The sequence below is a fragment of the Blautia sp. OF03-15BH genome (genome assembly GCF_003463065.1).
GTDB lineage: Bacteria > Bacillota > Clostridia > Lachnospirales > Lachnospiraceae > Limivivens.
Genome location: NZ_QSCM01000005.1, coordinates 219729 through 244749, shown reverse-complemented (window position 1 = coordinate 244749; position 25021 = coordinate 219729). Strand labels below are relative to the sequence as shown.

The 25021-nt window shown below is 47.5% G+C and carries 17 protein-coding genes and 1 tRNA gene; 6 read left to right on the top strand and 12 right to left on the bottom strand.

Annotated features, from left to right (window positions below):
* Nucleotide 1: 1 nt before the first annotated feature.
* From DXA57_RS08030 to DXA57_RS08010, 5 genes are all read right to left on the bottom strand, one after another.
* Nucleotides 2-829 carry a carbohydrate ABC transporter permease gene (locus DXA57_RS08030; protein ID WP_117766366.1) on the bottom strand — a complete coding sequence of 276 codons (828 nt, stop codon included), beginning with the start codon at nt 827-829 and terminating at the stop codon, nt 2-4.
* Nucleotides 829-1719 carry a carbohydrate ABC transporter permease gene (locus DXA57_RS08025; RefSeq protein WP_117766364.1) on the bottom strand — a complete coding sequence of 297 codons (891 nt, stop codon included), beginning with the start codon at nt 1717-1719 and terminating at the stop codon, nt 829-831. Before DXA57_RS08025 ends, DXA57_RS08030 begins: the two co-directional genes overlap by 1 nt.
* A gap of 101 nt (nt 1720-1820) precedes the next feature.
* The gene (locus DXA57_RS08020) at nt 1821-3146 is read right to left on the bottom strand and encodes an ABC transporter substrate-binding protein (protein ID WP_117766362.1); all 1326 of its coding nucleotides are present in this window, start codon (nt 3144-3146) and stop codon (nt 1821-1823) included.
* Nucleotides 3147-3513: 367 nt separating this feature from the next.
* The gene (locus tag DXA57_RS08015) at nt 3514-3720 is read right to left on the bottom strand and encodes a hypothetical protein (RefSeq protein ID WP_117766360.1); all 207 of its coding nucleotides are present in this window, start codon (nt 3718-3720) and stop codon (nt 3514-3516) included.
* A gap of 29 nt (nt 3721-3749) precedes the next feature.
* Complete coding sequence (locus tag DXA57_RS08010; RefSeq protein WP_117766358.1) at nt 3750-4670, bottom strand: ArsR/SmtB family transcription factor; 921 nt, start codon at nt 4668-4670, stop codon at nt 3750-3752.
* A 390-nt stretch (nt 4671-5060) separates the two neighbouring features.
* On the opposite strand from DXA57_RS08010, the gene DXA57_RS08005 reads away from it, so the two are divergent.
* A complete protein-coding gene (locus DXA57_RS08005; protein ID WP_117766356.1) occupies nt 5061-6416 on the top strand; it encodes an MATE family efflux transporter in 1356 nt (451 codons plus the stop codon).
* 409 nt (nt 6417-6825) lie between these two features.
* On the opposite strand, the gene DXA57_RS08000 is transcribed toward DXA57_RS08005, so the two are convergent.
* Nucleotides 6826-6898, bottom strand: a tRNA-Lys gene (locus tag DXA57_RS08000).
* A 236-nt stretch (nt 6899-7134) separates the two neighbouring features.
* Between DXA57_RS08000 and DXA57_RS07995 the strand changes: the two genes are divergently transcribed.
* Together DXA57_RS07995 and DXA57_RS07990 are read left to right on the top strand one after the other, a co-directional pair.
* Nucleotides 7135-8574: an AI-2E family transporter gene (locus DXA57_RS07995; RefSeq protein WP_117766354.1), complete on the top strand. Its 1440-nt coding sequence runs from the start codon at nt 7135-7137 to the stop codon at nt 8572-8574.
* Nucleotides 8575-9087: 513 nt separating this feature from the next.
* Nucleotides 9088-11625 carry a glycoside hydrolase family 31 protein gene (locus DXA57_RS07990; protein WP_158571264.1) on the top strand — a complete coding sequence of 846 codons (2538 nt, stop codon included), beginning with the start codon at nt 9088-9090 and terminating at the stop codon, nt 11623-11625.
* Nucleotides 11626-11740: 115 nt separating this feature from the next.
* Here the strand turns inward: DXA57_RS07990 and DXA57_RS07985 are convergent, their stop codons facing one another.
* Entirely contained in the window at nt 11741-12484 is a 744-nt protein-coding gene (locus DXA57_RS07985; RefSeq protein WP_117766350.1) for an SDR family NAD(P)-dependent oxidoreductase, read from the bottom strand.
* A 216-nt stretch (nt 12485-12700) separates the two neighbouring features.
* On the opposite strand from DXA57_RS07985, the gene DXA57_RS07980 reads away from it, so the two are divergent.
* The 3 genes from DXA57_RS07980 (at nt 12701) to DXA57_RS07970 (ending at nt 18034) form a co-directional block, all read left to right on the top strand.
* Complete coding sequence (locus DXA57_RS07980) at nt 12701-13744, top strand: MerR family transcriptional regulator (protein WP_117766348.1); 1044 nt, start codon at nt 12701-12703, stop codon at nt 13742-13744.
* Between the two features lie 81 nt (nt 13745-13825).
* Nucleotides 13826-15442, top strand: a complete 1617-nt coding sequence (locus DXA57_RS07975) for a hypothetical protein (protein ID WP_117766346.1) — start codon at nt 13826-13828, stop codon at nt 15440-15442.
* A 69-nt stretch (nt 15443-15511) separates the two neighbouring features.
* Complete coding sequence (locus DXA57_RS07970) at nt 15512-18034, top strand: LuxR C-terminal-related transcriptional regulator (protein WP_117766344.1); 2523 nt, start codon at nt 15512-15514, stop codon at nt 18032-18034.
* A 3-nt stretch (nt 18035-18037) separates the two neighbouring features.
* On the opposite strand, the gene DXA57_RS07965 is transcribed toward DXA57_RS07970, so the two are convergent.
* The 5 genes from DXA57_RS07965 to DXA57_RS07945 form a co-directional block, all read right to left on the bottom strand.
* On the bottom strand, nt 18038-18838 hold the full coding sequence (locus tag DXA57_RS07965) for a hypothetical protein (protein ID WP_117766342.1): 801 nt from the start codon (nt 18836-18838) through the stop codon (nt 18038-18040).
* Nucleotides 18839-18934: 96 nt separating this feature from the next.
* Entirely contained in the window at nt 18935-21421 is a 2487-nt protein-coding gene (locus DXA57_RS07960) for a C40 family peptidase (protein ID WP_117766340.1), read from the bottom strand.
* 200 nt (nt 21422-21621) lie between these two features.
* Complete coding sequence (locus tag DXA57_RS07955) at nt 21622-21954, bottom strand: GNAT family N-acetyltransferase (RefSeq protein ID WP_199612699.1); 333 nt, start codon at nt 21952-21954, stop codon at nt 21622-21624.
* A gap of 1020 nt (nt 21955-22974) precedes the next feature.
* A complete protein-coding gene (locus tag DXA57_RS07950) occupies nt 22975-23595 on the bottom strand; it encodes a V-type ATP synthase subunit D (protein WP_117766336.1) in 621 nt (206 codons plus the stop codon).
* A gap of 15 nt (nt 23596-23610) precedes the next feature.
* Nucleotides 23611-25014 (bottom strand): V-type ATP synthase subunit B, encoded by a 1404-nt coding sequence (locus DXA57_RS07945; RefSeq protein WP_117766334.1) that lies wholly within the window; start codon nt 25012-25014, stop codon nt 23611-23613.
* Nucleotides 25015-25021 lie beyond the last annotated feature (7 nt).

Genomic DNA, 25021 nt, shown 5'->3' with positions numbered 1-25021 from the left:
CTCAGCCTTTCACAGCGCCCTGGGTGATACCCGCCACGATCTGGCGCTCAAAGATAATATAGAGAATGATCATGGGCAGGGAAGCCACCATACTTGCCGTCATGGGCTTTACATAGTCCACGGTATAAGTGCTGGTGAAGGTCGGGATACCTACCGGAAGTGTGAACATCTCGTTACTCATAGCGCAGAGCAACGGCCACAGGTAGTTGTTCCAGCTTCCGACGAAGGAAAAGATACAGATCGTTGCAATGATGGATTTTGATAACGGCATAACGATCTTGAAAAATACCGTCAGTTTTCCACCGCCATCGATCTCGGTTGCTTCGATCAGTTCTCTCGGAAGTCCTTTAAAGAACGTTGTCATAATAATCAGATTCATAGAGCCCGCAATGCTTGGCAGGACCATACCGGCATAGCTGTCGATGAGCTTCAGATCCTTTACGGTGATGAACAGCGGAACGATCGTTGCCTCGCCGGGAACCATCATACCGATCAGTACATAGATCATAAACAGCTGACTTCCCTTAAAGGGGATCAGTGCCAGCGCATAAGCTGCCATTCCGGTCACAAGAACTGTTGCAACCGTCACGATCACAGCGATAAAAAGGCTGTTTATGAACCAGAGCGGAACGGATGAGTTTTTGATAATGTCAAAGTAGTTGCTGATGGTGTAAGGAGGCGTAAACCAGCTTACGATACTGGAGATCTGTTTTCCTTCGTGCTGCAGTGATACAAACAGTGCCCAGATCACAGGGGCAAGAAAGACCACAGCAAAAAAGATGGAAAGAATATCAAGAGCAATACGCCCTGCGGTTTTCTTTGTTTTCATCACTTGTCACCTCCCCGTTTCTGCATGATCAGCTGTGCCAGTGAAAGTACCAGCAGGATTCCAAAGAGTACATAGGACATAGCCGCCGCATAACCCAGGTTATTCTTGGTAAATGCAGTCTCATAAATATACTGGATCAAGGGTTTCGTGCTTCCTGCCGGGCCGCCGCCGGTGATCAGCTGGATCTGTCCGAATACCTTAAAGCAGGCGATCAGCTGAAGAAGAACGACCAGCTCTGTGGTAGGACGAAGCAGCGGAAGCGTGATACGGAAAAGCTGCTGTGTGGAGGTTGCTCCGTCGATGGAGGCTGCCTCATAGATCCCCATATCAATATCCTGTAAGGCCGATATGTAAAGCATCATGGTAAAACCAATGGTCCACCAGACGGTCATAACAGAGATCACCACCCAGACCAGTTTTGGATCCAGGAGAAACTGCAGTTCCGTATTTGCCGGCAGGATATGAAGCTGATGGAGTACGCCGTTTAAGAGTCCATTGTACGGACTGAAGGTGTTCTTCGCAATGAAGGATGCCACGGAAACGGAAAGGATACTGGGAAGATAATAGGAAATCCGCAGCCCTTTTTTCATGACTGTCTGCCGGTTGGCCAGAAGCGCCAGGATCAGGGCGATGATCACCAGCATGGGAGCTGTGATCACTACAAATTTACAGGTGTTTCCAAGGGCGGACCAGAATTTCTTGTCTCCTGCGAATTTGATATAGTTGTCAAAGCCGATGTACTTCTGCTTTCCCATCAGTCCCCATTTGTGCATGCTCACATAAAATCCCTGGATAACAGGCCAAATGGTAAAAACTGTATAGAGAATCAAGAAGGGAAGCATGAAAGCCAGGGCGGTAAAAAACAGTTTTCTTTTTCTCTGTTTGCTCATCGTTTTACCTCCTTTTTCTGCCTGAAACCAGACAGCTTTCTATGAGCCTTTTTAAAAAGAAAAGGGAAGCTTTGAAAAGCTCCCCCTTTCTTGACTGTGCTTTATTCCAGGTTAGAAGACAGCTCGTCAACAAGTGCATCAATACCGGTTGCTGCATCATTGGTACCGGTCCAGATGGTATCCAGGCTCTGGATCATGCCATCCTTCATAGCATAGAAGTGCGGGTTTTTAGTCGGCAGAACAGCCTTTTCAACTTCATCCTGATAGTTGCTTCTGTACGGAAGTGCTGCGTACTCTTCATTGCCGGTAACTTCGGTATTTGCCGGGATCTGTCCGGAACCTGCCCAGGTCAGACCGCCGTCTTTGCAGGCTGCAACCATGAACTCAACAGCTGCTTTGGTCTCATCCTCATCTCTGTCACCATTTACCGGAAGGATAAAGGTGTGGGAATCTGCCCAGCAGTGATCCTCATCAAAGAGCTGCGGGAAGCTCTGAACGTTGAAGTTCAGTCCATCGGTGGACTCCATAACGCCTACTGCCCAGGTTCCGCCGAACAGGAAGCCTGCTTTTCCAGACTGGAAGAGCTTCTGATGATCGTCGATACCGGTTGCTACATAGCCGTCATCATAGAGAGATTTTACAAACTCAGCTGCTTCAACGGCTTTGTCGGTATCCAGGGTAACTTCGGTTCCGTCATCATTAACGATCGGAGTTCCGCCCATCTGGAAGTAGGTTGCCCACCATACACGGTAAGGATCATCACCGGTATTCGGCAGAGAGATGGGAGACTCGCCGTCACCCATAACAGCTTTTACCTTATCCAGCATTGCTTTGAAATCATCCAGGCTGCCGATATCCAGTTTGCCGTCTGCATTGAGTTCAACGCCGGCTTTCTCAAGGATATCTTTGTTGTAGTACATAACCTCAGCATGAGTATCCAGCGGAATTGCGTAAATCTCACCGTCAAAGGTTACAGAATCAAGGGAGTTCTGTGTGTACATGGAGGAAAGGTCTACGCCCAGCTCATCCAGATAATCGTTCAGCGGCTCTACAACACCCTGGTCAACCAGCTCCGGAAGCTTGGACACATGAGAAAGTCCGATGTCCGGTCCCTTGTCAGCTGCCACTGCAGTCTGCAGCTTGGTGTAATAATCTGCCCATACAAGGGTGATGGCCTGAACCTGTTTACTGGGGCTGGTTGCATTATAATCATCGATGATCTTGGTCATGTACTCGCCGTCACCGCCGGTGAACAGAGACCACATAACCAGTTTGTTCTCGTCTACTTCTACTTTACTCGGGTCGTTTACGGAACCATCTTCGTTCACGTTGGAAGTTTCGCTTTCTGCTTCATCTGCCAGAACAGCACTTCCTGCGGAAAGAACCATAGCACCTGTCAGTAACGCACACAATAATTTTTTCTTCATACCAAAAGCCTCCTTGATAGAATTCTGTTGTTTCGATCTTGCCGCCTGATACGGTTTCCCGTATTTTTTCTGAAAACAGATCCTTTATGTACGCCGTGCCCTTCATTCTGGTTTCTCCTGACGGTCTGTACACGCTCTGTTTTCCGGGGTAGTTGGATTTCTGTTTATCGGTTTCTTCTTTCGTTTCTGATCTATCCGGCCGAGATAGTTTCTAACAGTTTTTCTGTTATAATCCGCTAATTACTTCAAGTGGTTTTGTTCTTTATAACACAATCCCTGTTTCTGATATCTATACTTTACCACATTTTGACTGTTTGTCAATCGTTTTTTTGTATTTTATAGGCGTTTTTACCATTATTTTACTTTATTATAACAGTAATTCTGTTTCTTTTACTTTCTTCGTCTTTTTTATTCCAACAATCTTGTTATTTTTGTGCATTCCGACAAGAACAGCAGCTTCAAAAGTTTTGTGCATTTTTTCCTTAAACGTTTTACTGCCCGTCAAAACTCCTCTTGCTTCTTTTGGACACAAAAAGACTCCTCCCAAAAATGAACCGGATCGTTCCGGATCCATTTTCAGGAAGAGTCTCCTCTTTTTGTTGTTTAATACTCCATCGTCAGGACTATGCCCTGATTATAATCTCCATAATGCTTTCCGAAGAGATTGAAGCCTCCTTCGTATTTCGCCCCAGGTTTATTCCCCAGCTTTACATCTATGAAGGTGTGATCCATGATATGGAGATCATCCACCATCACCCTGCTGAGTCTTTCTCCATTCAGATAACAGCCATCGGAACGGACCTCCCAGATCACCTGCATGCCATACTGGGTACTTCCGTTCGGCCAGGTTGGCGGATTCAAACGTCCTCTTCTTGCTCCAAAGTCTCCCGGACAGGTCCAGGTCCCTATCTCCACATCATTGATCCAGAGTGTCAGGTCGGATTTCCAGTCTTCCTTATAGCCCGGCGCTTCCGAACAGACCTCCATGGATATGCTTACTTTTTTTATCGTCCGTTTCCGCGGGACACCGTTGGCAAATTTATATTTCACATAGCCGGATGAAGTCCAGAGGATCCCTGCCTTCATCCGTTCCGGGTAATAAAAACAATACTCTGTATCTTCATTTCCGATATAACCGTCCGGCCCGAACATGCCGCACGTCGGTGTCACCTGACAGCTGCTGAATGCCCCCACCGGCATCTCCGCACTGTAGATCTCGTCAATATCCGCATTTTTTTTGATCAGGTTGACCGTGATATAGTCCACCTTCCGGATACAGAACTTTACCGTCCCTCTCGTTCCCGGCTGTTTTTCCATGCGGATCAGTCCGGCTTCCTCCAGGATCTTCAGATGAAATGCCGTACTTGATGCCGGCAGATCCAGCTTCTTGGCGATGTCTCCGATGATCATGCCTTCCTCATACAAAAGCTGCATGATCTCTATTCTTATAGGAGAAGACAACGCTCTCCCCAGACTGCAGAGGGCATCGATCTCCTCCACATCATATTCTTTAAATTTTGACATTTTTTTCTCCCATCTGAACCGAATATTTCCGCTGTATTTCCCCGTCCACACAGCAGCCACCGGTTTTATCGGGCAAAAATCCAACTATTACCTTGATAATAGCATCTCAGCCGGATGATTGCAACGTGAAATCCTGTTCGGTACATTGAGAAATGTTTGTAACTGTTCAGAACCACCTCCAAAATGCTACGCATTTCGTCGGTGTGGCGTATCAGCCAAATAGATTTCCCTGTAAAAGTGTTCATTCATGCAAGCATGACTCACACTTTTGCATGAAAATCTGCTTGGCTCTGAACAGTTACAAATGTTTTTTTGTTTGACAGCATCTTGAGAAGAGAATAGAATGAAAACATATGTGCTCAAAGGAACATAAAAGGGAGGTTTTACAACATGAGTTCTGCCAAACAGGGACAGACCCGTGATATGACTCAGGGAAGTGCCCTGTCTAATATTCTGGTCTTTGCGATCCCACTTTTTATCAGCAATTTTTTTCAGCAATGCTACAATATCGGCGACACGATGATTGCCAGCCATAACCTCGGACAGTCTGCACTGGCAGCCATCGGTCTTACCGGATCCATCACCGGTCTGGTCATCGGTTTTGCCAACGGCATCAACAGCGGCTACGGCATCCTGCTCGCCAGGGCTTTCGGATCGAAAAATGAAGAACAGATGAAATCCGTGGTAGCCTGGACCCTGATCCTGAACCTGGGGATTTCCGTTCTCATTACGATAGGTACTCTGCTTTTCGCCGATCCGCTGCTTGGCCTCATCCAGACACCGGAAGATGTGTTCAGCGAATCACGAACCTACCTCACCGTCGTCATGGGTGGGATGGCCACGGCTCTTTTCTACAACATGGGCTCCGGTCTTCTCCGAGCTGTCGGAAACAGCAAGACGCCTCTGTACTTTCTGATTTTTTCCTGCAGCCTGAACCTGCTTCTGGATCTTTTGTCCGTAACGGTTTTCCATTTCGGAGTGGCCGGCATCGCAGGTGCCACTGTCATGGCGCAGCTGGTTTCCAGCATCCTTTGTTTTCTGTACCTGTATCGGAATTTCCGTTTTCTGATCCCTTCCAGAAGACATTTTTCCTATAATAAAAGACTGGTCAGTGACCTCGTTTCCACCGGTTTTTCCATGGGACTGATGAACTCGATCTTTTCCATCGGTTCTGTCATCCTGCAGGGCTCCATCAATACACTGGGAACCACCATCATCGCCGCCCACACAGCTGCCCGCCGGATCGTCATGATCGGAAACATGCCTCTGGCCAGTATTGCCAGTGCCAACGCCACTTTTGTCAGCCAGAATTTCGGTGCCGGCCGGATCGACCGGATCCGGGAAGGCATTAAGAAATCTTCCATGATCAGCCTGATCTGGTCGCTCCTTTTCCTGGTCATGATCCTGACTCTGGCAAATCCGCTGATACGGGCTCTCGCCGGAACCGATGATCCGGTGATCATGAGTAATGCCATGATGAACCTTCATATCAATATGATCTTTTTCTTCCCCCTTGGCATCCTGCTGATCATCCGGATGACCCTTCAGGGAATCAATCACAAAACGATCCCGCTGATCTCCAGCACCATGGAGCTTATCATCAAAGTCCTTGCATCCTTCGTTTTTGTTCCCCTCTGGGGATATGTAGGTGCTTCCATCGCCGAGCCCTTTTCCTGGCTGGTGTGCATGCTGTTTCTTTTGTTCTCCTACATACGGATCCTGAAAAAAGAGAGGATTTATTCCTGAAAAAACCGGGCCAGGTTCATTTTGGAACCTGACCCGATATTTTTTATCTTACCGTAACAGTTCAGAACATCAGCGAAATGAAAAATCAGACTATGCAAACTTGTTTGCAATAGGATGAATTTTTATTTCGGAATGGGCGGAACGGCGCTGAGTCCCAGTGGGACTCGTTTAGCGCGGACCGAAATGGAATGTAGACCCATTAGCCTCAGACAAAAGCTGCAAATGCAGCGAGAGCGCATGCAATGCGCGAGTCTGTGGCCTGTTGTTTTGAACGTCCTGAACAGTTACATCTTACCATGAAAATGAATCGCATGCACAGCGATAACGAACAAAGCGGACATTCCTGTTTTCACGCACGAAAAAAGCACCATCCCCGAAGCTCCAATGTCTTCAAAAATGGTACTTTCAATGCGCCTTCAGGGGCTCGAACCCTGGACACCCTGATTAAGAGTCAGGTGCTCTACCAGCTGAGCTAAAAGCGCATATTCGTTTTCGTCTCTCTCAAGACAAAAAATATTATAATACAGCTTCCAGTAAAATGCAAGGCTTTTTTTCGATTTTTTTCAAATTTTTTTAACAACCGTGACAGTTAACAAAATGGCTGTTTATAGTTTTTTCAGAACTTTCTAATTCCCTCTCCTTGATTCCTTTCCTGACACACATTATAATAAGTAAGATCGTAACTTTTTGTCTATATCTATGAAAAGGAGTATCAAAATTGTCACCCACCCGCAGCAATGTCAGTGTCCGGAAACAGAAAAACCGGAAAAAAGAAGAACAACGTGAAAACCAGCAGCTCGCCGCTGAATGGAAAAACCGCCAACAGAGCGGTGAAAGTATTTCCGATCAGGACGGGGAAGCCTCTACAACAGATAGTTTTTCTGCCGAGAACGGAAAAGGTGTCCCAGGTCAGCAACAAACCGCCCTCAAAAAATCTGTTCCCGCAGAAAATGATGATCCCGGCGATAATCATGCAAGCACCCGCTTTCAGGCAAACAATCAATATTTTACCATTGCGATCTATGTGATCGCTGTCGTAGCCATTGCCGCCGTGATCTTTAAAGCCATCATGTCTCTGGAACAGACCATTGCCTGGATCAAAAATGTCTTAAACGTTCTGATGCCGTTCATCATCGGCTCTCTCATCGCTTTTATCCTGAATCCGGCAGTGAAAATGTTCTGCAATCTTCTGGAAAAGCACACGAAACTGAAGAGAAAAGGCGTCATCAAAGGAATCTCCATCGCCATTACCTACGTTCTTTTACTGGGTCTGGTCCTGGTTTCCGTTTTTGGTGTGGTACCTCAGATCGCCACCAGCCTGACAGATCTGATCAACTCGGCCCTTACCGTGATTCCTCAGTCTGCATCCGAATTGAACCAGTTCCTGACAGAGCTTCATGAGCGCTTCCCCAGCCTGGACATCAGTGCCATTCAGGATGCTGTGGACAATCTGCTGCCTTCCCTTCTGAACTACATCAGGGATTTCGCCTCCAACATTGTCCCCACCCTGTATTCTCTGTCCATGAGCATTATGCAGCTTCTTTTGAACCTGGTGATCGCGCTGATCGTTTCTATTTATATCCTGCTGGATAAAAAAATCCTGGTAGGCTCTGTAAAAGCAGCCATCTATGCCTTCTTTCCCCAGAAAAGAATCCCGTATGTCGTGGATACCATGAAAGAATGCAACGAGATCTTCGGCGGTTTTGTCATCGGAAAAGCCATTGACTCCCTGATCATCGGAATCCTGTGTTTCATCCTCATGACGATTCTCCGTCTTCCGTACACTCTGCTGATCAGCCTGATCGTAGGTATCACAAACATGATCCCCTATTTCGGTCCCTTTATCGGTGCCGTCCCCGGAGCGATCATTATGCTGATGGTCAGTCCTTTTAAAGCCGTGATCTTCATCATCATGATCTTTGGCTTACAGCAGTTTGATGGTCTCTATCTCGGACCAAAGATCCTGGGACAATCCGTCGGTCTCCGCCCTCTCTGGATCATCGTAGCCATTACCGTCGGCGGAAGCATCGCCGGAGTACTCGGCATGTTCCTCGGCGTACCGATCATGGCTGTCCTGCGCTACCTTGTGATGAGAACTCTGAAACAAAGACTACAAGAGAGAAATGTCAAAGATTTGAAACGGTTTCATTTAGAATGAGAATTCTTTTTTTGAGAAAAATGAAGAAAACCTATGCAAAGGGGGCGGCTCCGAGTCGCGAGCCCGCCGCCCCCTCTGCACACCCCCTGTGGGCCCGCTTAGAAAATAAGGGGCTTACGTCAGACAAGAAATGCGCGATGATATGATGTTTTGTGTCTCATATGAAAATGATCTGTTCTTACATAGAGATTCCTGACTTCGCATCCTTAGCCTGCAGGATATGTGCTCTCTCGGCATGTACGGTCAGCGTAAAACTACCAATTTCTGTCTTTCAAATTTTTTCTAATTTCATTTCTTTTTTATTATCCTAACAGTTCTGTTTTTTTGTACTTCCTTCCATTTTATTTATGTATTTTGCATAAAATCTATCTCTTTTATCCTTACTTTCTTGGTTGTTTTTGGTGCATTTACTTTTGTGTATGCAAAATAAAGAAATTGTCATATTAGTGAAATCTATTTATAATAGGCACTGTAATTACACAGAAAATTTTCTGAAAAAGGAGGATGATACACATGAAAAGAAAGCAGTTTTTATCACTTTTATTAGCGTTATCCATGCCACTCAGCCTGACCAGTTATGCAAGTGCTGCGGAAAACAGCGGAGAAATCACCTTCCAGCATGTCCCTTACGGCATTCAGCAGGTCTACTCTATTGAGGTTGTAGACCCGGTTACTGCAGTACGAAATCCTACGACTCCTCTCGCAGGTGAGGAAACTGCCATTTATGTTTCTGCCAAAGTGGATTCTGAAGATTTTATGATTCGTAATGTAACGCTTGAATGGACTTTGAACGGGAAAGCACAGGAACCTATCAAAATGGGACTTGTAGAGGACGTATTTAGCCTGCCATTCGCCATTCCGGGATTTACCGCTGATAAAGCGGACCAGGTAGATCTGAGTAAAGTTGACCGTGAAGTCTATACCTGCAACCTCCCGGCTCTTGAAAAAGATGATGTAGTTGTTTACCATTTCCAGGTCGGTGATACCGTCAGCGAGGATTATGAAGTAACTGTTATGACACATGAGAACTATACACAGATGAAACGTAATCCAGAAAAGCCTGGTCTCGTATTAGAAGCAGAGGACGGTTTCCAGGTTCAAATGCTATTTGGAGAAGCAGGCGGCATTCACTTGAATACCGGTTTTGGCGAACTGCTGCCGGACGAACAGACTCCTGAGATCACTGAGCACGAGGACGGTCTTACTGCCAAAACTGCAGACTGCCGTGTGGAAGTAAGTTACAATCCGTTCAATATCCGTTTTTACAATGAGAAGGATGAGTATGTTACAGCAATTAACGGAATCAAGGCAATTTCTGACTCTGCCGGAAATGTTGAACAGATTCAGTATGACCTCGACAGCAACGAAGATGATCAGTATATGGGCTTTGGTATGCAGTTTGCCGATCTGGATCAGCGTGGAAATACGGTCCATATTCAGACCATAAACTGGTATCTGGAGCAGTATAAAAGCGGTGCCACTTATGCGCCGGTTCCTTATTATACAGTTCCCGGAAAATACGGACTCTATATTGATGAATCTGATCAGATCTCCTTCCAGATGGCATCTGAAAACGAAGATATCCAGATCATTGACCTGGTTTCTTCAAGAAAAGAAAATCAGACAGATCTCCATATTTTCCTTGGAGACAATGAGGAAATCGCAGCGGAATATGCCGATGTAAATGGTCATGCCGCCATGCCGCCTGAATGGTCGTTTGGTACCTGGTTGTGCGCAAATGAATGGCATTCTACTGCAGATATTGAAGATGTCATGAACAAAGCGGAAGAATATGATGTAAAATATAATGCCATTATTACAGAGGGATGGAAAAACAACTTTTATCTCTTCTATGATGCGGAATATACACCTCAGTCCGGAGATTATTGTTTCAGCGTTTCTGATTTCATCTGGGGAGATCGCTGGACAGATCCGGTAGCTCTGGTAGAAAAAATGAAGGAAAAAGATGCACACTTTATTCTCTGGATGATTCCTTCGATCAAAGAGCCACAGCTGGACGAAGACGGAAATTCCACAAATCCGCAAATGACAGCAGACATTGAATACCTGATTGAAAACAAGATGGTGATTATGAACGAGGACGGTACGCCTTACCGTCAGCCTAATGACTGGTTTACCGATAATATGATTCTGGATTTCACCAACCCGATGACAAAAGAGTGGCTGAAAGGAAAAATGAATTATCTGTTTACCGAGGTCGGGATCAGCGGATTTAAAACAGACGGTGGAGAATTCCTCTGGGGACGTGACGCTGTTGCTTTTGACGGACGCCGCGGAGATGAGCTCAGAAATGACTACCCTGATCTGTATGCCCAGACACTTTATGACATTGCCAATGAACTGACAGATGGAGATGCAGTTATGTTCAGCCGTGCTGCTGGCCGCCATATGAACCAGCACCCATGGATGTGGATGGGTGATCAGAAACCGACCTGGGAAGAGTTCCAGGCTGTACTGAATGCACAGATGAATCTGGCTCTTTCCAATGTTCCTTTCAACACCCCGGATATGTCCGGATTCGGAGGAGACCTCCCTGGATATGAATACAAAGAACTGTATCTGAGAGCCCTTGCGCAGACAGCTTTCTCTCCTGCTATCCAGCTTCACTCTGAAGGTTCGAACTATGATAATCCGAACCTGAGCCGCACCAGAATGCCGTGGAACCTGGCAGAACGTTATCACGATAACAGCATTATCGAGATCTTTAATATTTTTAATGATATCCATTATGAACTCCAGGATTATATTCTGGAACATGCAGAAAAAGCAGCGGAAACCGGATATCCGATGGTACGCTCCCTGGCTTATGAATATCCGGATGATCCGGAAGCAAGAAATGCAGAAACACAATACATGTTTGGTGACAAGTATCTTGTATGCCCGGTAACAGAACAGGGGGCAACTACCTGGGATGTTTATCTTCCGGAAGGAAACTGGAAACATTATTTTACCGGAAAAACGTATACAGGCGGTCAGTGGTATACCGTGGACGCACCTTTAGATCAGATTCCTGTTTTTGAAGTATTATAAACATTGGGTTTCCGGGGAATCACTTTGATTCCCCGGCTTTTTTCAACACCTTTTGCACTTCTTTTTTGGAAATTTTCAGTTTTTCAGCGATACGCGCCGCCCCCTCAATACAAGCTTATGTCCGCATTGCCCCATCCACAGAGAGGATCTCCCCGGTCACATAACTCGCCATGTCACTGGCGAGGAAGAGAAATGCATTGGCGATATCCTCCGCCTCTCCAATCCTCCGGAGCGGAATCCGGTTCACCAGCGGCTCGATCATTTCTTTGGGAAGAGCTGCCACCATGTCTGTTCTGGTGATTCCAGGTGCCACTGCATTGACACGGATGTTGTAGGGTCCAAGTTCTCTGGCAAGAGACCAGGTAAGTCCGTTTACCGCATATTTACTGGCCGGATAAGCCACACCGCCCGGCTGGCCGCAGATGCTTACCATGGAACTGGTATTCAGGATACAGCCGCCACCCTGCTCTTTCATGATCTCCACGACGGGAAGGATCCCGTTCATCATACCATTCACATTCAGATCCATCACTCCGGCAAAATGCTCTGCTGTGTATTTTCCGATAGGCGTACTGTCAGAAACGCCTGCATTGTTTACCAGAATATCAATCTTTCCATAGGTTTCTTTGATCTTTGCCATCTCGGCTGCTACCGCACCGGCATTCGTCAGTACGGGCCATGCCCCGGAAACTTCCCAGATTTCATTCTCTGCCTTCAATGACGCGATCGCTTTTTCTACGGTTTCCTGTCTGGATCCAAAAAGTACTACCTTTGCACCGTTTTTCAAGAACTTCTCTACAATGGCATAGCCGATCCCTCTGGTTCCGCCTGTGACAACTGCTACTTTATCCTTTAACATTCTGATCACCTCTCCTGTGTTTTTCTTTTCTTTTACTATATCCGATACAGTTGGTGGACAGTCAATGTTAAATAATTCACAAAATAATCTTCCCTATCCTTCCACGAAGGAAAAGGATTCCGGCAAAATCCACGAATCAGATAGCATTCTTTTCTTTCAGGCGTTATAATAAAGAAAAAAAGTCTACACTTGCTGTACACTTTTAGGGAGGTTGCCATGAGAATCCAGGAAGTGATCCGCCAGACCGGTCTTTCCCGGCGGACGATCTATTATTATATTGACCAGAAACTGATCACACCCAGGGCAGAGGAAGCCAACGGCTATCATGATTTTTCCGAAAAAGACATTCAGAAGCTTTTCCTCGTCCGGAAACTGAGAGAAGCCGGACTTCCTTTGGCAGATATCCGGGCGATCCTGAAAAAACCGCGAACCACGCCTTTCTATCTTCATAAACAGCTGAATGTACTTCAGTCACAGCTGCTTTCCATTCAGCAGACCATCAATGAAATTGACCGGCTCACCGGGCAGCTTCCTGTCTGCCAGTCTCTGGAGCAGCTGGCGGCCATGCTTCAGGAAACACAGTTTCAGCCGGATGATTCTTCCAGATATCAGATGGAATCCCGGAACGCCCAGCTGCTCGCCCAGTATCTCTGGATGCCGTATCTGGATACTCCTGTCACAGAATATCAGCAGTTTCTCTGGCAGAAGATCACACAGGCCACGCTGGAACACGCCGGCACCGACCTGAAAACCATGTCCCGGTATCTTCAGTACATTTCCCCGGAACAGATCGATGCCACCAATATCAATCAGTATCTCAGGAATCAGAAAATCATTTCCCTGACAGAAGCGGATCACCCGCATTTTGTGGAGGAACTGAAACACTCTCTGCTGGCTTTTGCCTCTGATCCGCTGCAACAGGAAAAATGGAATCTTCTCTATCAGCCGGTGATCCATCCCACAGCTCTTTTCTGCGTTTCCGTCAGCGGCTGGATGCGGGAATTCCACCCGGCCTACCGGCGCTATTATGAAAATACCCACACCTGCTGCCGGATGCTGAAGCATTTCATGGACAGCGCGGAAGGGGCAGAGCTCAAAACCGCTCTTGATAAAGCACTCAACGGTAACTGTGATGTACGCACGGGCTATTACGGAGAACTGGAAGTCGCCGCAACCTTCCACAAAAGCATTTACGCACTGCTTGAGCCGAAGGAGATCAGAAAATTCCTTGATGGTGAAAATTTCTGCTATAAATCCTAACCTGAGGTTAATTCTTTCGGGCCCGCTTTTCTGCTAATCTTTTCTCAGGAGAACTTTCACCTTCTAAGAAAGGAGTCGTTTATGAAGAAGAGAATCGTACCAAAAACCACACTTATTCTTTTATTATTTACCCTGCTGCTGGCCTGGAGCGCCGTGCTTCCGGGCCGGGCAGACAGTCTGATCAAATCAAAGGAGTTTACCACCCGCACTTTTTATGCCGACGGGGACGACGACGAAGTCGAGTTCACCGAAAATTTCGGCTTCGGCGGTGATTCCTATCTGAACTCCGGCCGTTTTCGCATGGACATTACCCTCACGCCTGTTTACAACAGCATCTGGATCTCTTCCGATGACGAACGGGCGAATCTGGCTGCGGAACCGGCGATCGTAAACCTGATCAACAGCAGGCTCAACGCAAGGATCGATACTTCCACCGGAGGCGAATTTCAGCCGGACTACGGAAGTGACGGCATGATCCGTTCCTTCCGCTATTCCAGGTCTGATCTTCTTTCCGAGGATCTTACTTATGCCAATTTTACGGTCACGCTCCCTGACGAGTACGCCATCGAATCCCTGTTTTACCAGTACGGAGAGGATCTCGAGATCGACGATGTCCAGTACTCTGTGAAATTTAAGGTCAAGGTCTCCATCTATGGAAATGCCCCCGGGATCAAGCTGAAAAAGAAAGTTCTCTACGGTTATATCAATGATATCTGGTATTTTATCGATGTGGCTGAATTAAAAGGCGGCAACGAAAAAATCGTAAAAGCCACCTCCAGCAATCCTTCGGTTGCTGTTGTTTCTGCCTCCACCCAGCGGATCCGCCTGAAAAAGGTCGGCACCAGCAAGATCACCCTGACAAACGGATACGGGCGCTCTGCCACCTTCACCGTCAAAGTCCAGCATTCTACCATCAAGAGACGGGTTTCTTCCGTCAGCTGCATCCTGGGTACGGAAATGGATCTGGACAATAACGGCATCGTCGGGATCCTCGGCACACCCCGGTATACGGTAAAGTCTTCAGACAGCAGCATCATCAGCGTGCGGAAAAGCCTGAACCATCCGATCATCCGCGGTAAAAAAGCCGGTTCTGCCAGAATCTCCTTTACCTGTGGCAAGAAGAAGTTTTCTGTTCTGGTACGGGTGAAAAAGGCTTCCGTGGTCTTCAGCAATTCCATCACACTCACGGAAGGCTCCAGCCGCTCCCTTTCTGCCGCAGGCAGCTCCAGCGGTATCTACATCAGAAAAGCGGTAAGTCTTAACGGTCTTCTCTCCCTGAAACTCTCCGCCGATTCCAAGACTCTGACGCTCACAGCCAACAAAAGTTTTTCCGGCAAGACAGCCACAGAAAAGGTACTCGTGACCTTCAACAACGGAACGAAAAAGACCGTCACTGTAAAGATCAATAAAAAACCGGCCGCCACAAAGCCGTTCTCTCTGAAGGATATCAAGATCAAACTGATCCGCTCCTACTGGAATGGTTCCAAAGCCTGCATTGAATACTCGATCACCAACAATTCTTCCAAGAATCTGAATAAGATCCGGATTTTCTACAGCGGAACCATCAGCGAAACGGTCAGCGGCTATACCACCATCAATAGTTCCATTCCAAAAGGAACCACCAAAACCTTCATCACCAGGGTCGGTGCCTACGATTATCTGGAAGGAGTCACTTTAAAAGTCACCTCCGCTTCCTGAAACCGCGATTGAAAAAAATCCCTGTTCGGAGTATGATAAGAGAAAAGAACCGAACAAGGACGCGATGCCATGAAAACACGACCTCATTTAAACGTCACTTATATTTCAGAGCGCCTCCAGGAGGCGCTCTGTGACATTTTCCAGTATTCTGTTACCACTGTGACTGCCCCGATGGGCTATGGAAAAACTACTGCTGTCTCCGCTTTTCTGAAACAGGCAGAAAAAGACGGGATCCTCATCCGCCGCCAGAGTATTTACAGCAGCAGCACTTCTTCCTTCTGGAAGGGTTTTTGCCGGCTTTTTTCCGGAACGGCCGTCTATGAAGAACTGACAGCACTTCCCTTTCCCGTAGATGAAAACTCTAGGGCTTTTTTTCTCGAACTTCTGGATCAGGGCTTTCAGACCGATGATGCACCCGTCTGCTTTTTCATTGATGACCTGCATCTTCTGAGCGAGCCTTCTGTTTTTGCCCTCCTTCTGGCTCTGGCAAGACTTTCCCTTCCCGGTCTGCATCTGATCCTGGCCAGCCGCAACCCTGTTTTCTCTCCCAGCGAAAAGCTTCTCCTGGGGAAAAATCTGTTGGAGATCGATGCCGGGATCTTAAGTCTCCGGCCGGAAGAGCTGAAAAATTACTGTTCTCTCTGCGATCTGAAGCTGGATACCTCTTCTCTTTCGACTCTCCACCATCTCACGGAGGGCTGGTTTTCCTGTGTTTATCTGAATCTGACAGCCTACCTCTCGGAAGGAAGGTTCATCGAAGACAACGCCAGCATTTATGACATGATCTTTCATATCCTTCTGGATCCGCTTCCTGCCGATCACCGGAAGCTTCTGACGATCCTCGGTCTGGCAGATGAATTTACCGGCAGCCAGGCTGTCTATCTCTGGGGAGATGACAGGGCCAGGGATATGCTGAAGACACTCACGGAAAACAATGCCTTTATCAGCCGCCTTACAGAGGCGGACACCTTCCGCTGTCATCATATGCTGAAAAGCTGTACCAGAAAAATGTTCGCCCAGCTTCCTCCTGCGGAGCAGAACCGTTACAGAGCCCGCATGGGAAAATGGTATCAGAGCAGAGGATACTATGAAGATGCCATCCACTGGCTCTCCCTTTCCGATGATTATGAGGCGCTTCTGGCCGCTGTGGAGGAAAACCGCGGGTATGCGCTGAACATCCAGCATCAGGAAGAAGTGCTGCGGTGGCTGGAGCAGTGCCCGAAGGAAATCCTGGCACGGCATTCCTATGCACTCCTTATCTTTATGCGCCGCCTTTATACCTTCCGTCGAATCCCGGAGATGCTGCAGCTGAAGGAGTTTTTTCTCCGGAGTGTATCGGAAAATCCTTCTCTTTCCGAAGAGGAACGAGGCAATCTTCTGGGGGAATGTGAAGTGATCTTAAGCTTTCTGAGCTACAATGACATTCAGGGCATGAGCCTTCATCACCGGAAAGCACTGGATCTTATGACGAAAAAGACCACCTCCGTGGGCGGCTCCGGCTCCTGGACCTTCGGTTCTCCAAGCGTCCTCACCATGTATTACCGGACTCCGGGCAGTCTTGATCGCATAGTGGCAGATATGAAGGAATGTATGCCTTATTATTACCGTCTCACCGACGGGCACGGAAGCGGTGCCGAAGATCTGACGGAGGCAGAAAGTCTTTTTCTTCAGGGAAATTTTGCAGCTGTCTCTCTTCCGCTCAAACGGGCAGAGCTCGCTGCTCTTGAGAAAAAACAATGGGGCATGCTTCTCTGTAAGGATTTTCTTGAAATGCGGCTGGCTCTTTTTTCCGGAGACCGGGAGCGGATCCGGGAACGGATGGAGGCACAGAAAAAAACTCTGAAACGCGAGCTTCAGAGCATGTTTTTGAATACACTGGACGTATGCAGTGCTTTTCTTTCTGCAATTCTCGGATGTAAAGACAAGATCCCGGAATGGATCGCATCCGGGCGGCTTGACAGTGCTCTGGTGCTCCATCCCGCCACCCCCATGCTTTTTATGACCTATGGGGAGGTTCTTCTGGCAGAGGGGGACTATTCCCGGCTTATTGCCATGGAACAGGAGCTCCGCAGGCGTTTTTCCATCTATCCCAACCTGCTCTGCACCCTTTATCTGGAGATTCAGCTGGCCGGAGCTTTTCATCAGCTGGGAGACAATGACAAAGCCCTCTCCCATCTCCAGGCGGCCTTTGTTATCGGCGAAGAAGACCGCCTGGCCGTTCCCTTTGCAGAAAATGCGGCCTGGATCCGCCCGTTGCTGGGGCAGATCCTTTTCATGGCACACCGGCCTTTTATCGAACAGATCCTGAAGCTTGCAGACGAGCTGGAAGAGACGATGCTTGCCAAAGCAGAAGACACCCAACGGCCGGAAGGCTTCACAGACAACGAGTGGACCGTAGCCCAGTTCGCCGCCTCCCGGCTCAGCAACCGGGAAATTGCTGAAGAAATGGGGTTTTCTGAGGGCACCGTAAAGCAATACCTGAACCGTATCTACGGAAAACTCCATCTGGATGGCGACGCCCGGAATAAGCGCCGCCGTCTGGAAGAGCTTCTGAAACAGAGTCCCCCCGCCGCCGTTTCAAAGCTCCCCTGACTGTCAGCGGTATGCAACACTCTGAAGGCCGGAGATGATGCTTTCCAGAACAGTTATATAGAGTTCTCCCCCGCCGAGAAGGTCAAACGCCAGATAGAGTACACTGTCCCCGGCATCCTGGTCATAGAGGTCATTGATAGCCTGAGCCAGTGTATTTCCGGTGTAACCTCCGGTATCTTCGCCTGCGTTCTCAAGCACTTCCAGGATCTGCTCCGCCAGAGCGATCCTTTCATCATCCGTACGGTCCCCGTACCAGTCATTCTTATACATCAGTGCCATTTCCGGATATTCCGCATCTACCAGAAGGAGTGCTTCTTCATCCAGATTTTCCATCGCCTGCTGCTCAAAAACATGCAGGATCGCCTCCCGGTAAATTTCATAATCATCTCCAAAGCAGACGGAGGCAAGCTCCAGTGTATTTGCGGAGATTCCGGACTCATAGGCCGTATCGATCAGTTCCCGCAGAGTCTCCGCATCCATTTCTTCCGGATCCACGCCTTCGCTTTCATAATAATCCAGTAAGATCTGCGGCAGATCTTCTTTTATATCTTCAAAGTTTTTCTCGTCATTCCAGAAGCTTTTTCCGATAAAAGCAGTCTCCAGGATATCCGTATCACACATTTTTTCGATGAGCTTTTCTTCCTCTGTCCGTTCCCGTTCTGTCTCGTTTTCCTCTTCAACCCTTTCCGGAGCCAGACTGCTGCTTTCCTCCGTCACTTCTTCCATGCTCTCTGCCAGAACCGGAAGCACGGGCTGGCTTCCCATAAGCACTGCCAGAAACATCACAAATATTCTTTTTTTCATAGAAAAATCCCCCTTCTTCTCTGTTGTTTATATCTTTATTCAAACAGAAAAGAAGAGGGATTTCTATTAACCTCTGGTTATCTTTGTAGTTTTGAATCAGTCACTCGTGTACCAGTAGCGCACGCAGCCGTAAATATAGGCAGAATCATAGCTGGAAATCTTGATGCCGCCCTGCGGATAGGGTGCGCGGTTGGAAGCGTGGACGATCTTTCCATCTCCAATATAAATCCCCACATGACTATTACCCGCATAGTAAAAGATCAAGTCACCGGGCTTCAGATCTTCAACCGCAATCTTGACCGGTTTCTTATAACCAGAAGCACCGTCATACTGGGTCCAGGTGGTACGGGGAATATTGATGTTAAAATGTCTCATCACCAGCATGGTAAAGCCGGAGCAGTCCACGCCTTGCGTCAGATCCGTAGCTCCTCCAAAGACATAGGGATAGCCGATAAACTGCTGGGCATAAGCCGCGATCTGTTTTCCCAGTGCGTCATTTTCTGTCAGCGGTGTCTTCGTCGTCATCTGTCCGTTGGCATTGAAGATATAGTAAACGCCATCGATCTGCAGATCGGTGTTCACTGCCATGGCTCCGCCTTTGGACGGATTGAAATAGTAGGTAATGCCATCAATCACCTTAAAGCCTGTCTGCATGGCACCGTTGGTCGTACTGAAATAATATTTGTTTTCATTGTATTCTGCCAGACCACGGGCCTTCGTACCATCTGCCAGGAAGAGGTATGTATCGCTTCCTACCTTCAGAAGAGCACCGGCTGCCCGCTGTCCTTTATCTGTCAGATAATAACCGTCCACCCAGGTCTCTTTTGCCATCACACCGGTAGTCGTATCAAAGTAATACCAGATGTCATCCAGCTCCTGCCAGCCGGTCATCGGCTGATAGGAAGAATCCAGAAAGTAGGTCTTTCCATCCTTATCGGTAAAAAGTCCAGGACTTCTGGTCTCACCGGTCTTCACGCCATCGCTTCCCACATATTCAGAACCGATCCAGGTACTCTTGGCCATGGTCCCGTCAGAGGTGAGATAACACTTGTCCACCCAGGCATCCTTCTGCATGACACCGGATTTATCAAAGTAATACTTCGCTCCGTCAATGGTCTTCCAGCCTTTGGCACGGGCTCCCGTACTGGGATTCAGATAATATTTGTTCTCTCCCACAGTGATCCAGCCGTACTGCCTCTGTCCGTTCTCGTTGACATAGTAGGTATTTCCGACAAAGCGGTTCTTCGCCAGCTGTCCATAAGCATTCAGATAATATTTCTGACCGTCAATGGTCCGCCAGCCTGTCAGCATCCGTCCGGTTTTCGGACTGAAATAATAATCATTGACCCCATAATGGATCCAGCCGGTGAGCATTTCTCCGCTAGCCGGATCAAAATAGTAACGGAGACCGCCGGAGGTCTTACAGATACCGGAAAGCTTCTTCAGAATGCCGTCACTTCCAAAATACCAGACTTTACTGTCGATCCTCTTCCAGCCGGTCACTTTTTTATAATTGACCTTGCTGAAATAATATTTTTTTCCATCGATCTCTTTCCAGCCAACGGCATAAGAACCGTTTTCGTCCAGATACTGTGAGTCGTTGATCCAGGTACCTCTGGCAAGTGTCCCGTCCGCATTGAAATAATAACGTTTGCCATCAATGGTATGCCAGCCGTTTTTCACTGCTTCTCCCGTTTTCGTATCCAGATAATAGGTCTTATCCCCATTTGTATACCAGCCGTAGACCTTTTCTCCCTTGTCGTTCACATAGTAGGTTTTCCCTACCATGCGGTTTTTCGCCAGCTGACCATATTTATTGAAGAAATATTCCTTCCCGCCAATGGTCTGCCAGCCCGTCACGGCCCTGCCGGTCCGGGTGCTGAAATAATAGTCATTGACTCCATAATGGACCCAGCCGGTCGTCATCTCACCACTGGCCGGATCATAATAATAACGGTTGCTTCCGTTTTTTACCAGTCCGGTCATTTTCTTTAAGGTGCCGTCTGTATTGAAACAGTAAACTTTTCCGCCGATCCGCCGCCAGCCCGTCACAGCCGCATAATTGGTGTAACTGAAGTAATAGGTATCACTTCCGATGGTGACCCAGCCTTTGGTCAGGCGGCCTCTTGGTCCCGCATAGTATTTTCCACGGACCAGTGTATTCTTCTGCAGTTCTCCCAGTCCGTTGAAATAATAGCGATAAGAGCCCAGCTTGTAGAGTCCTTTCAGCGCATAGCCTTTTTTACCAAAGTAGTAGGTTTTCCCATTGATCCCGGCCCAGCCAAATACCTGTGTTCCGGTCTTCGGACTGAAGTAATACTTTTTTCCTCGATAGACCACGAAGCCTGTCTGCTGCGCTCCGGTCTTGGTATCAAAAAAATAAGTTTTTCCGGAGATCTTCGTAAAACCGGTGGCTTTCTTTCCATCTGTATAATAATATCTGGCATTTCCCTCTGTTACCCAGCCATCTTTGACCTTCGCCTTCTCCGTAACGGTGTCCGCTCTGGCAGGGACAGTATTTTCTGCCGGAACACACACCAGAAGTCCGGCAAAAAACAATGCCATGAGAAATTTCTTTTTCATACTAATCCCCTTTTATGTACGTTTCTTCAAAACTTCCGAACACAGGCCACAGACCCGCAATTCGAACTATTACAGAATTGTTACATCATTATGAAAAGTTTATCGGATTTTCATGGAAAAGTCAAGAGAAGATGGGATTTTTAAGAAAAAATATGGGATGTTCCCATACACTTCCATCAGGCCGCTAAAAAACAAGAAGCTTACGTCTGACTGGAAGTGCGTAAAATCTTCACCTCAAAATTTTGCTCAAAGATCTTTTCTTCCCGGAGGATTTCAAATTTTTCCGGTTTGAAATCCTTTCTTACTGTAATCGTATTCAGACAGTCATAGCCCAGCTTCCGGTAGAGTTCAATCGCTCTTATATTTCTGGCGGAAGCTTCGATATAGAGCGATTCCGAATATGTCTTTACGATCTCTTCCGTCAGCCGGATCGCTTCTGACCCGATCCCTCTGCCCTGGTATTCCGGCAGGCCAGGGTCTTTTTTTCTTTTTCGTATGGTTCCAGTTTTAAATTCATGATTTATTCTCCTCATTTGTTTATAAAATTTCATCCGTCCGAGCAGCCATTTTCACTATCACTGGCTGCGCTGAGGCTTTTTCAACCGTGCAATCAGATCTGCAGACAAGTCAAAGGTGGCAATTACTTAATATTCGCTGTACTAGACGCTTTTGGGAAAGCATGAGGGGCAGTATGCAAAAGAGGGGTACTTTAGATCTTAGCACTTCGATTTCGTTGACTCTATTTGCATTTTGGGGATTTTCAGGCAACTTATCTCTCCGTTTTCGTTGACTCTATTTGGCTTTTTGAGATTTTCAGGCAACTTATCTCTCCGTTTTCATTGACTCTATTTGCATTTTGGGGATTTTCAGGCAACTTATCTCTCCGTTTTCGTTGACTCTATTTACATTTTGGGGATTTTCAGGCAACTTATCTCTCCGTTTTCGTTGACTCTATTTGGCCTTTTGAGATTTTCAGGCAACTTAGCTCTCCGTTTTCGTTGACTCTATTTAGCTTTTTGGGATTTTCAGGCAATTGACTCCTCTATTTTTGCTTGCTCATTTCGGTATTTTACAATATGCAGTCAAGGCGATTTAGCAGGGTGCGAAAGACAAGGATGAACTCTGCAGGCGTGCTGACGCACGGCAAAGATTTCTGACACAGTATTTCACACTCTGATGAATCGGATTGGATGCAGTATTTTGCAGAATTGCTATAGTACAGTGAACATTAAGTTTCTGCTACATTGACAAAAGATGATTTTTTATATGCATGGCGAGGAATGAGGCGTAGCGGTGGCTATGTCGATTGACGACAACGCAACAGATGAAAAATCAGACAAGTCAATGGTCTGGTTGTTTCAAAAACGCTGTACCAGTCTGACGTAAGCCCCCCTATTTTCTAAAGCGGGCCCAGATGGGGGAGTTTGAGGGGGCCTGCGGGCTCGCGACTCGGAGCGGGCCCCCTCAAATTCAGTTTCATGGCGGCTTTCTAAAGCCCCCATAAATAAAAAAATCCCATGCAATGTATATTCTACACATCGCATGGAACTTTTTTATTTACTGGTCTGCATCCTCTTGATCACTTTCAGCCTCGTGAACTCTTCTCTTTCTTTTTCCTCCAGAGCATTCTGGATATTCTTCGTAAGAGCTTCGTACATCGGAATCGTGATGTTTTTCAGTGCATTGGCCCGTTTCTGGGTTTTCTTGATGTTGGCAGCCAGACGGTAGGCGGAATTTTCGATCATGGAAAGACGGATGGTAAGGTCTTTCACCTTCTCGAAAGCGAGCCTTGCCTGATCCAGCGCCTGCGTGGTGCTGTAATAAGCGTAGGTCGGTTCGTCGGCCTGCGGTTTATACTCCACCAGTGGAATCTCCGTACCCATGACGCTGCGGGTCTTGATCCTTATGGAATCCTCCACGGGGACAGAAAAGGAAATCTCCTCCACCTCATGGATACCCATCTCGATGTTGGCCCGCTGCAGGAGGCTGTAGGCTTCCCGGAATGTGGTATCGATCTCTGTCTGGATCTCCGAAGCCTGACTGATCAGGTTCATGATCTCACGCATCAGAATGTTACGCTTCTTATCCATCAGATCGAAGCCCTGTCTGGCAAGTGCCAGAGAATTCTTGGCCAGGATCAGATTTCCCTTGGTGGGAAAGGTGTTTGGATTCATACGCTCACCTCGAATTTACATTTCTGAAGCTTCTGCCGTCTCCGGCACTTTGTAGTATTTATCAAGGATCTTGGTATCGATACGGTCAAGTTCTTCTCTGGGCAGCATCCGTAAGAGCTCCCAACCCTTGTCCAGTGTTTCTTCGATGGTACGGTTCTCTTCCTCACCCTGTCCGACAAATTCGTGCTCGAATGCTTCACCGAATTTCAGGTAGGTTTTGTCCAGGGGAGAAAGCTCATCCTCACCGATAACGGAAGCCAGGGCTCTGGCATCTCCTACTTTTGCGTAACAGGAGAAGAGCTGGTTTGCCACGTCCTGATGATCCTCTCTGGTATAACCTTTACCGATACCGTCCTTCATCAGTCGGGACAGAGACGGCAGTACATTGATGGGTGGATAAATCGCCTGACCATGAAGCTGACGGTCCAGAACGATCTGACCCTCAGTGATGTATCCGGTCAGGTCAGGGATCGGATGCGTGATATCATCATTCGGCATGGTCAGGATCGGGATCTGTGTTACAGAACCGTCCACACCCTGCACAATACCGGCGCGCTCATAAAGAGTAGCCAATTCACTGTAAAGATAACCCGGATAACCTTTTCTGGAAGGAATCTCTCCTTTGGAGGAAGAAACCTCACGCATAGCCTCTGCAAAGGAGGTCATATCGGTCAGGATGACCAGGATATGCATGCCTTTTTCAAAAGCCAGATACTCGGCGGCGGTCAGTGCCACCTTCGGAGTGATCAGTCGCTCAACAACCGGGTCGTTTGCCAGGTTCAGATACATAACAACGTGATCGGAAACGCCACTCTCCTCAAAGGTCTTGCGGAAGAAGTTTGCCACATCGTATTTTACACCCATGGCTGCGAAAACGATTGCAAATTTCTCATCGGAAGCTGCATCTCCAAGAGAAGCCTGTTTTACGATCTGGGCTGCCAGACGGTCATGGGGAAGTCCGTTTCCGGAGAAGATCGGAAGCTTCTGGCCTCTGATCAGCGTAGTCAGTCCGTCAATAGCGGAAATACCGGTACGGATATAGTTTCTCGGGTATTCACGGGTCACGGGGTTCAGAGGCAGTCCGTTGACGTTTAAACGGCACTCCGCCTTGATGTCTCCCAGTCCGTCGATGGGCTCTCCGATACCATTGAAGGTACGTCCCAGGATATCCGGGGAAAGAGCTACCTCCATGGGATGTCCTGTCAGTTTTGTATGGGTGTTTTTCAGGGACATGCCGTCATTTCCTTCAAACACCTGAATAACAGCTTTATCCTCGTAAAGCTCGATGATACGGCCCAGCTTTTTCTCATTGCCGTTTACCGTGATCTCCACGATCTCCTCAAAGGAGGCATTCTGGACACCCTCCAGAACAACCAGAGGACCATTGATCTGACTGAGTCCTAAATATTCAATTGCCATTTCATCC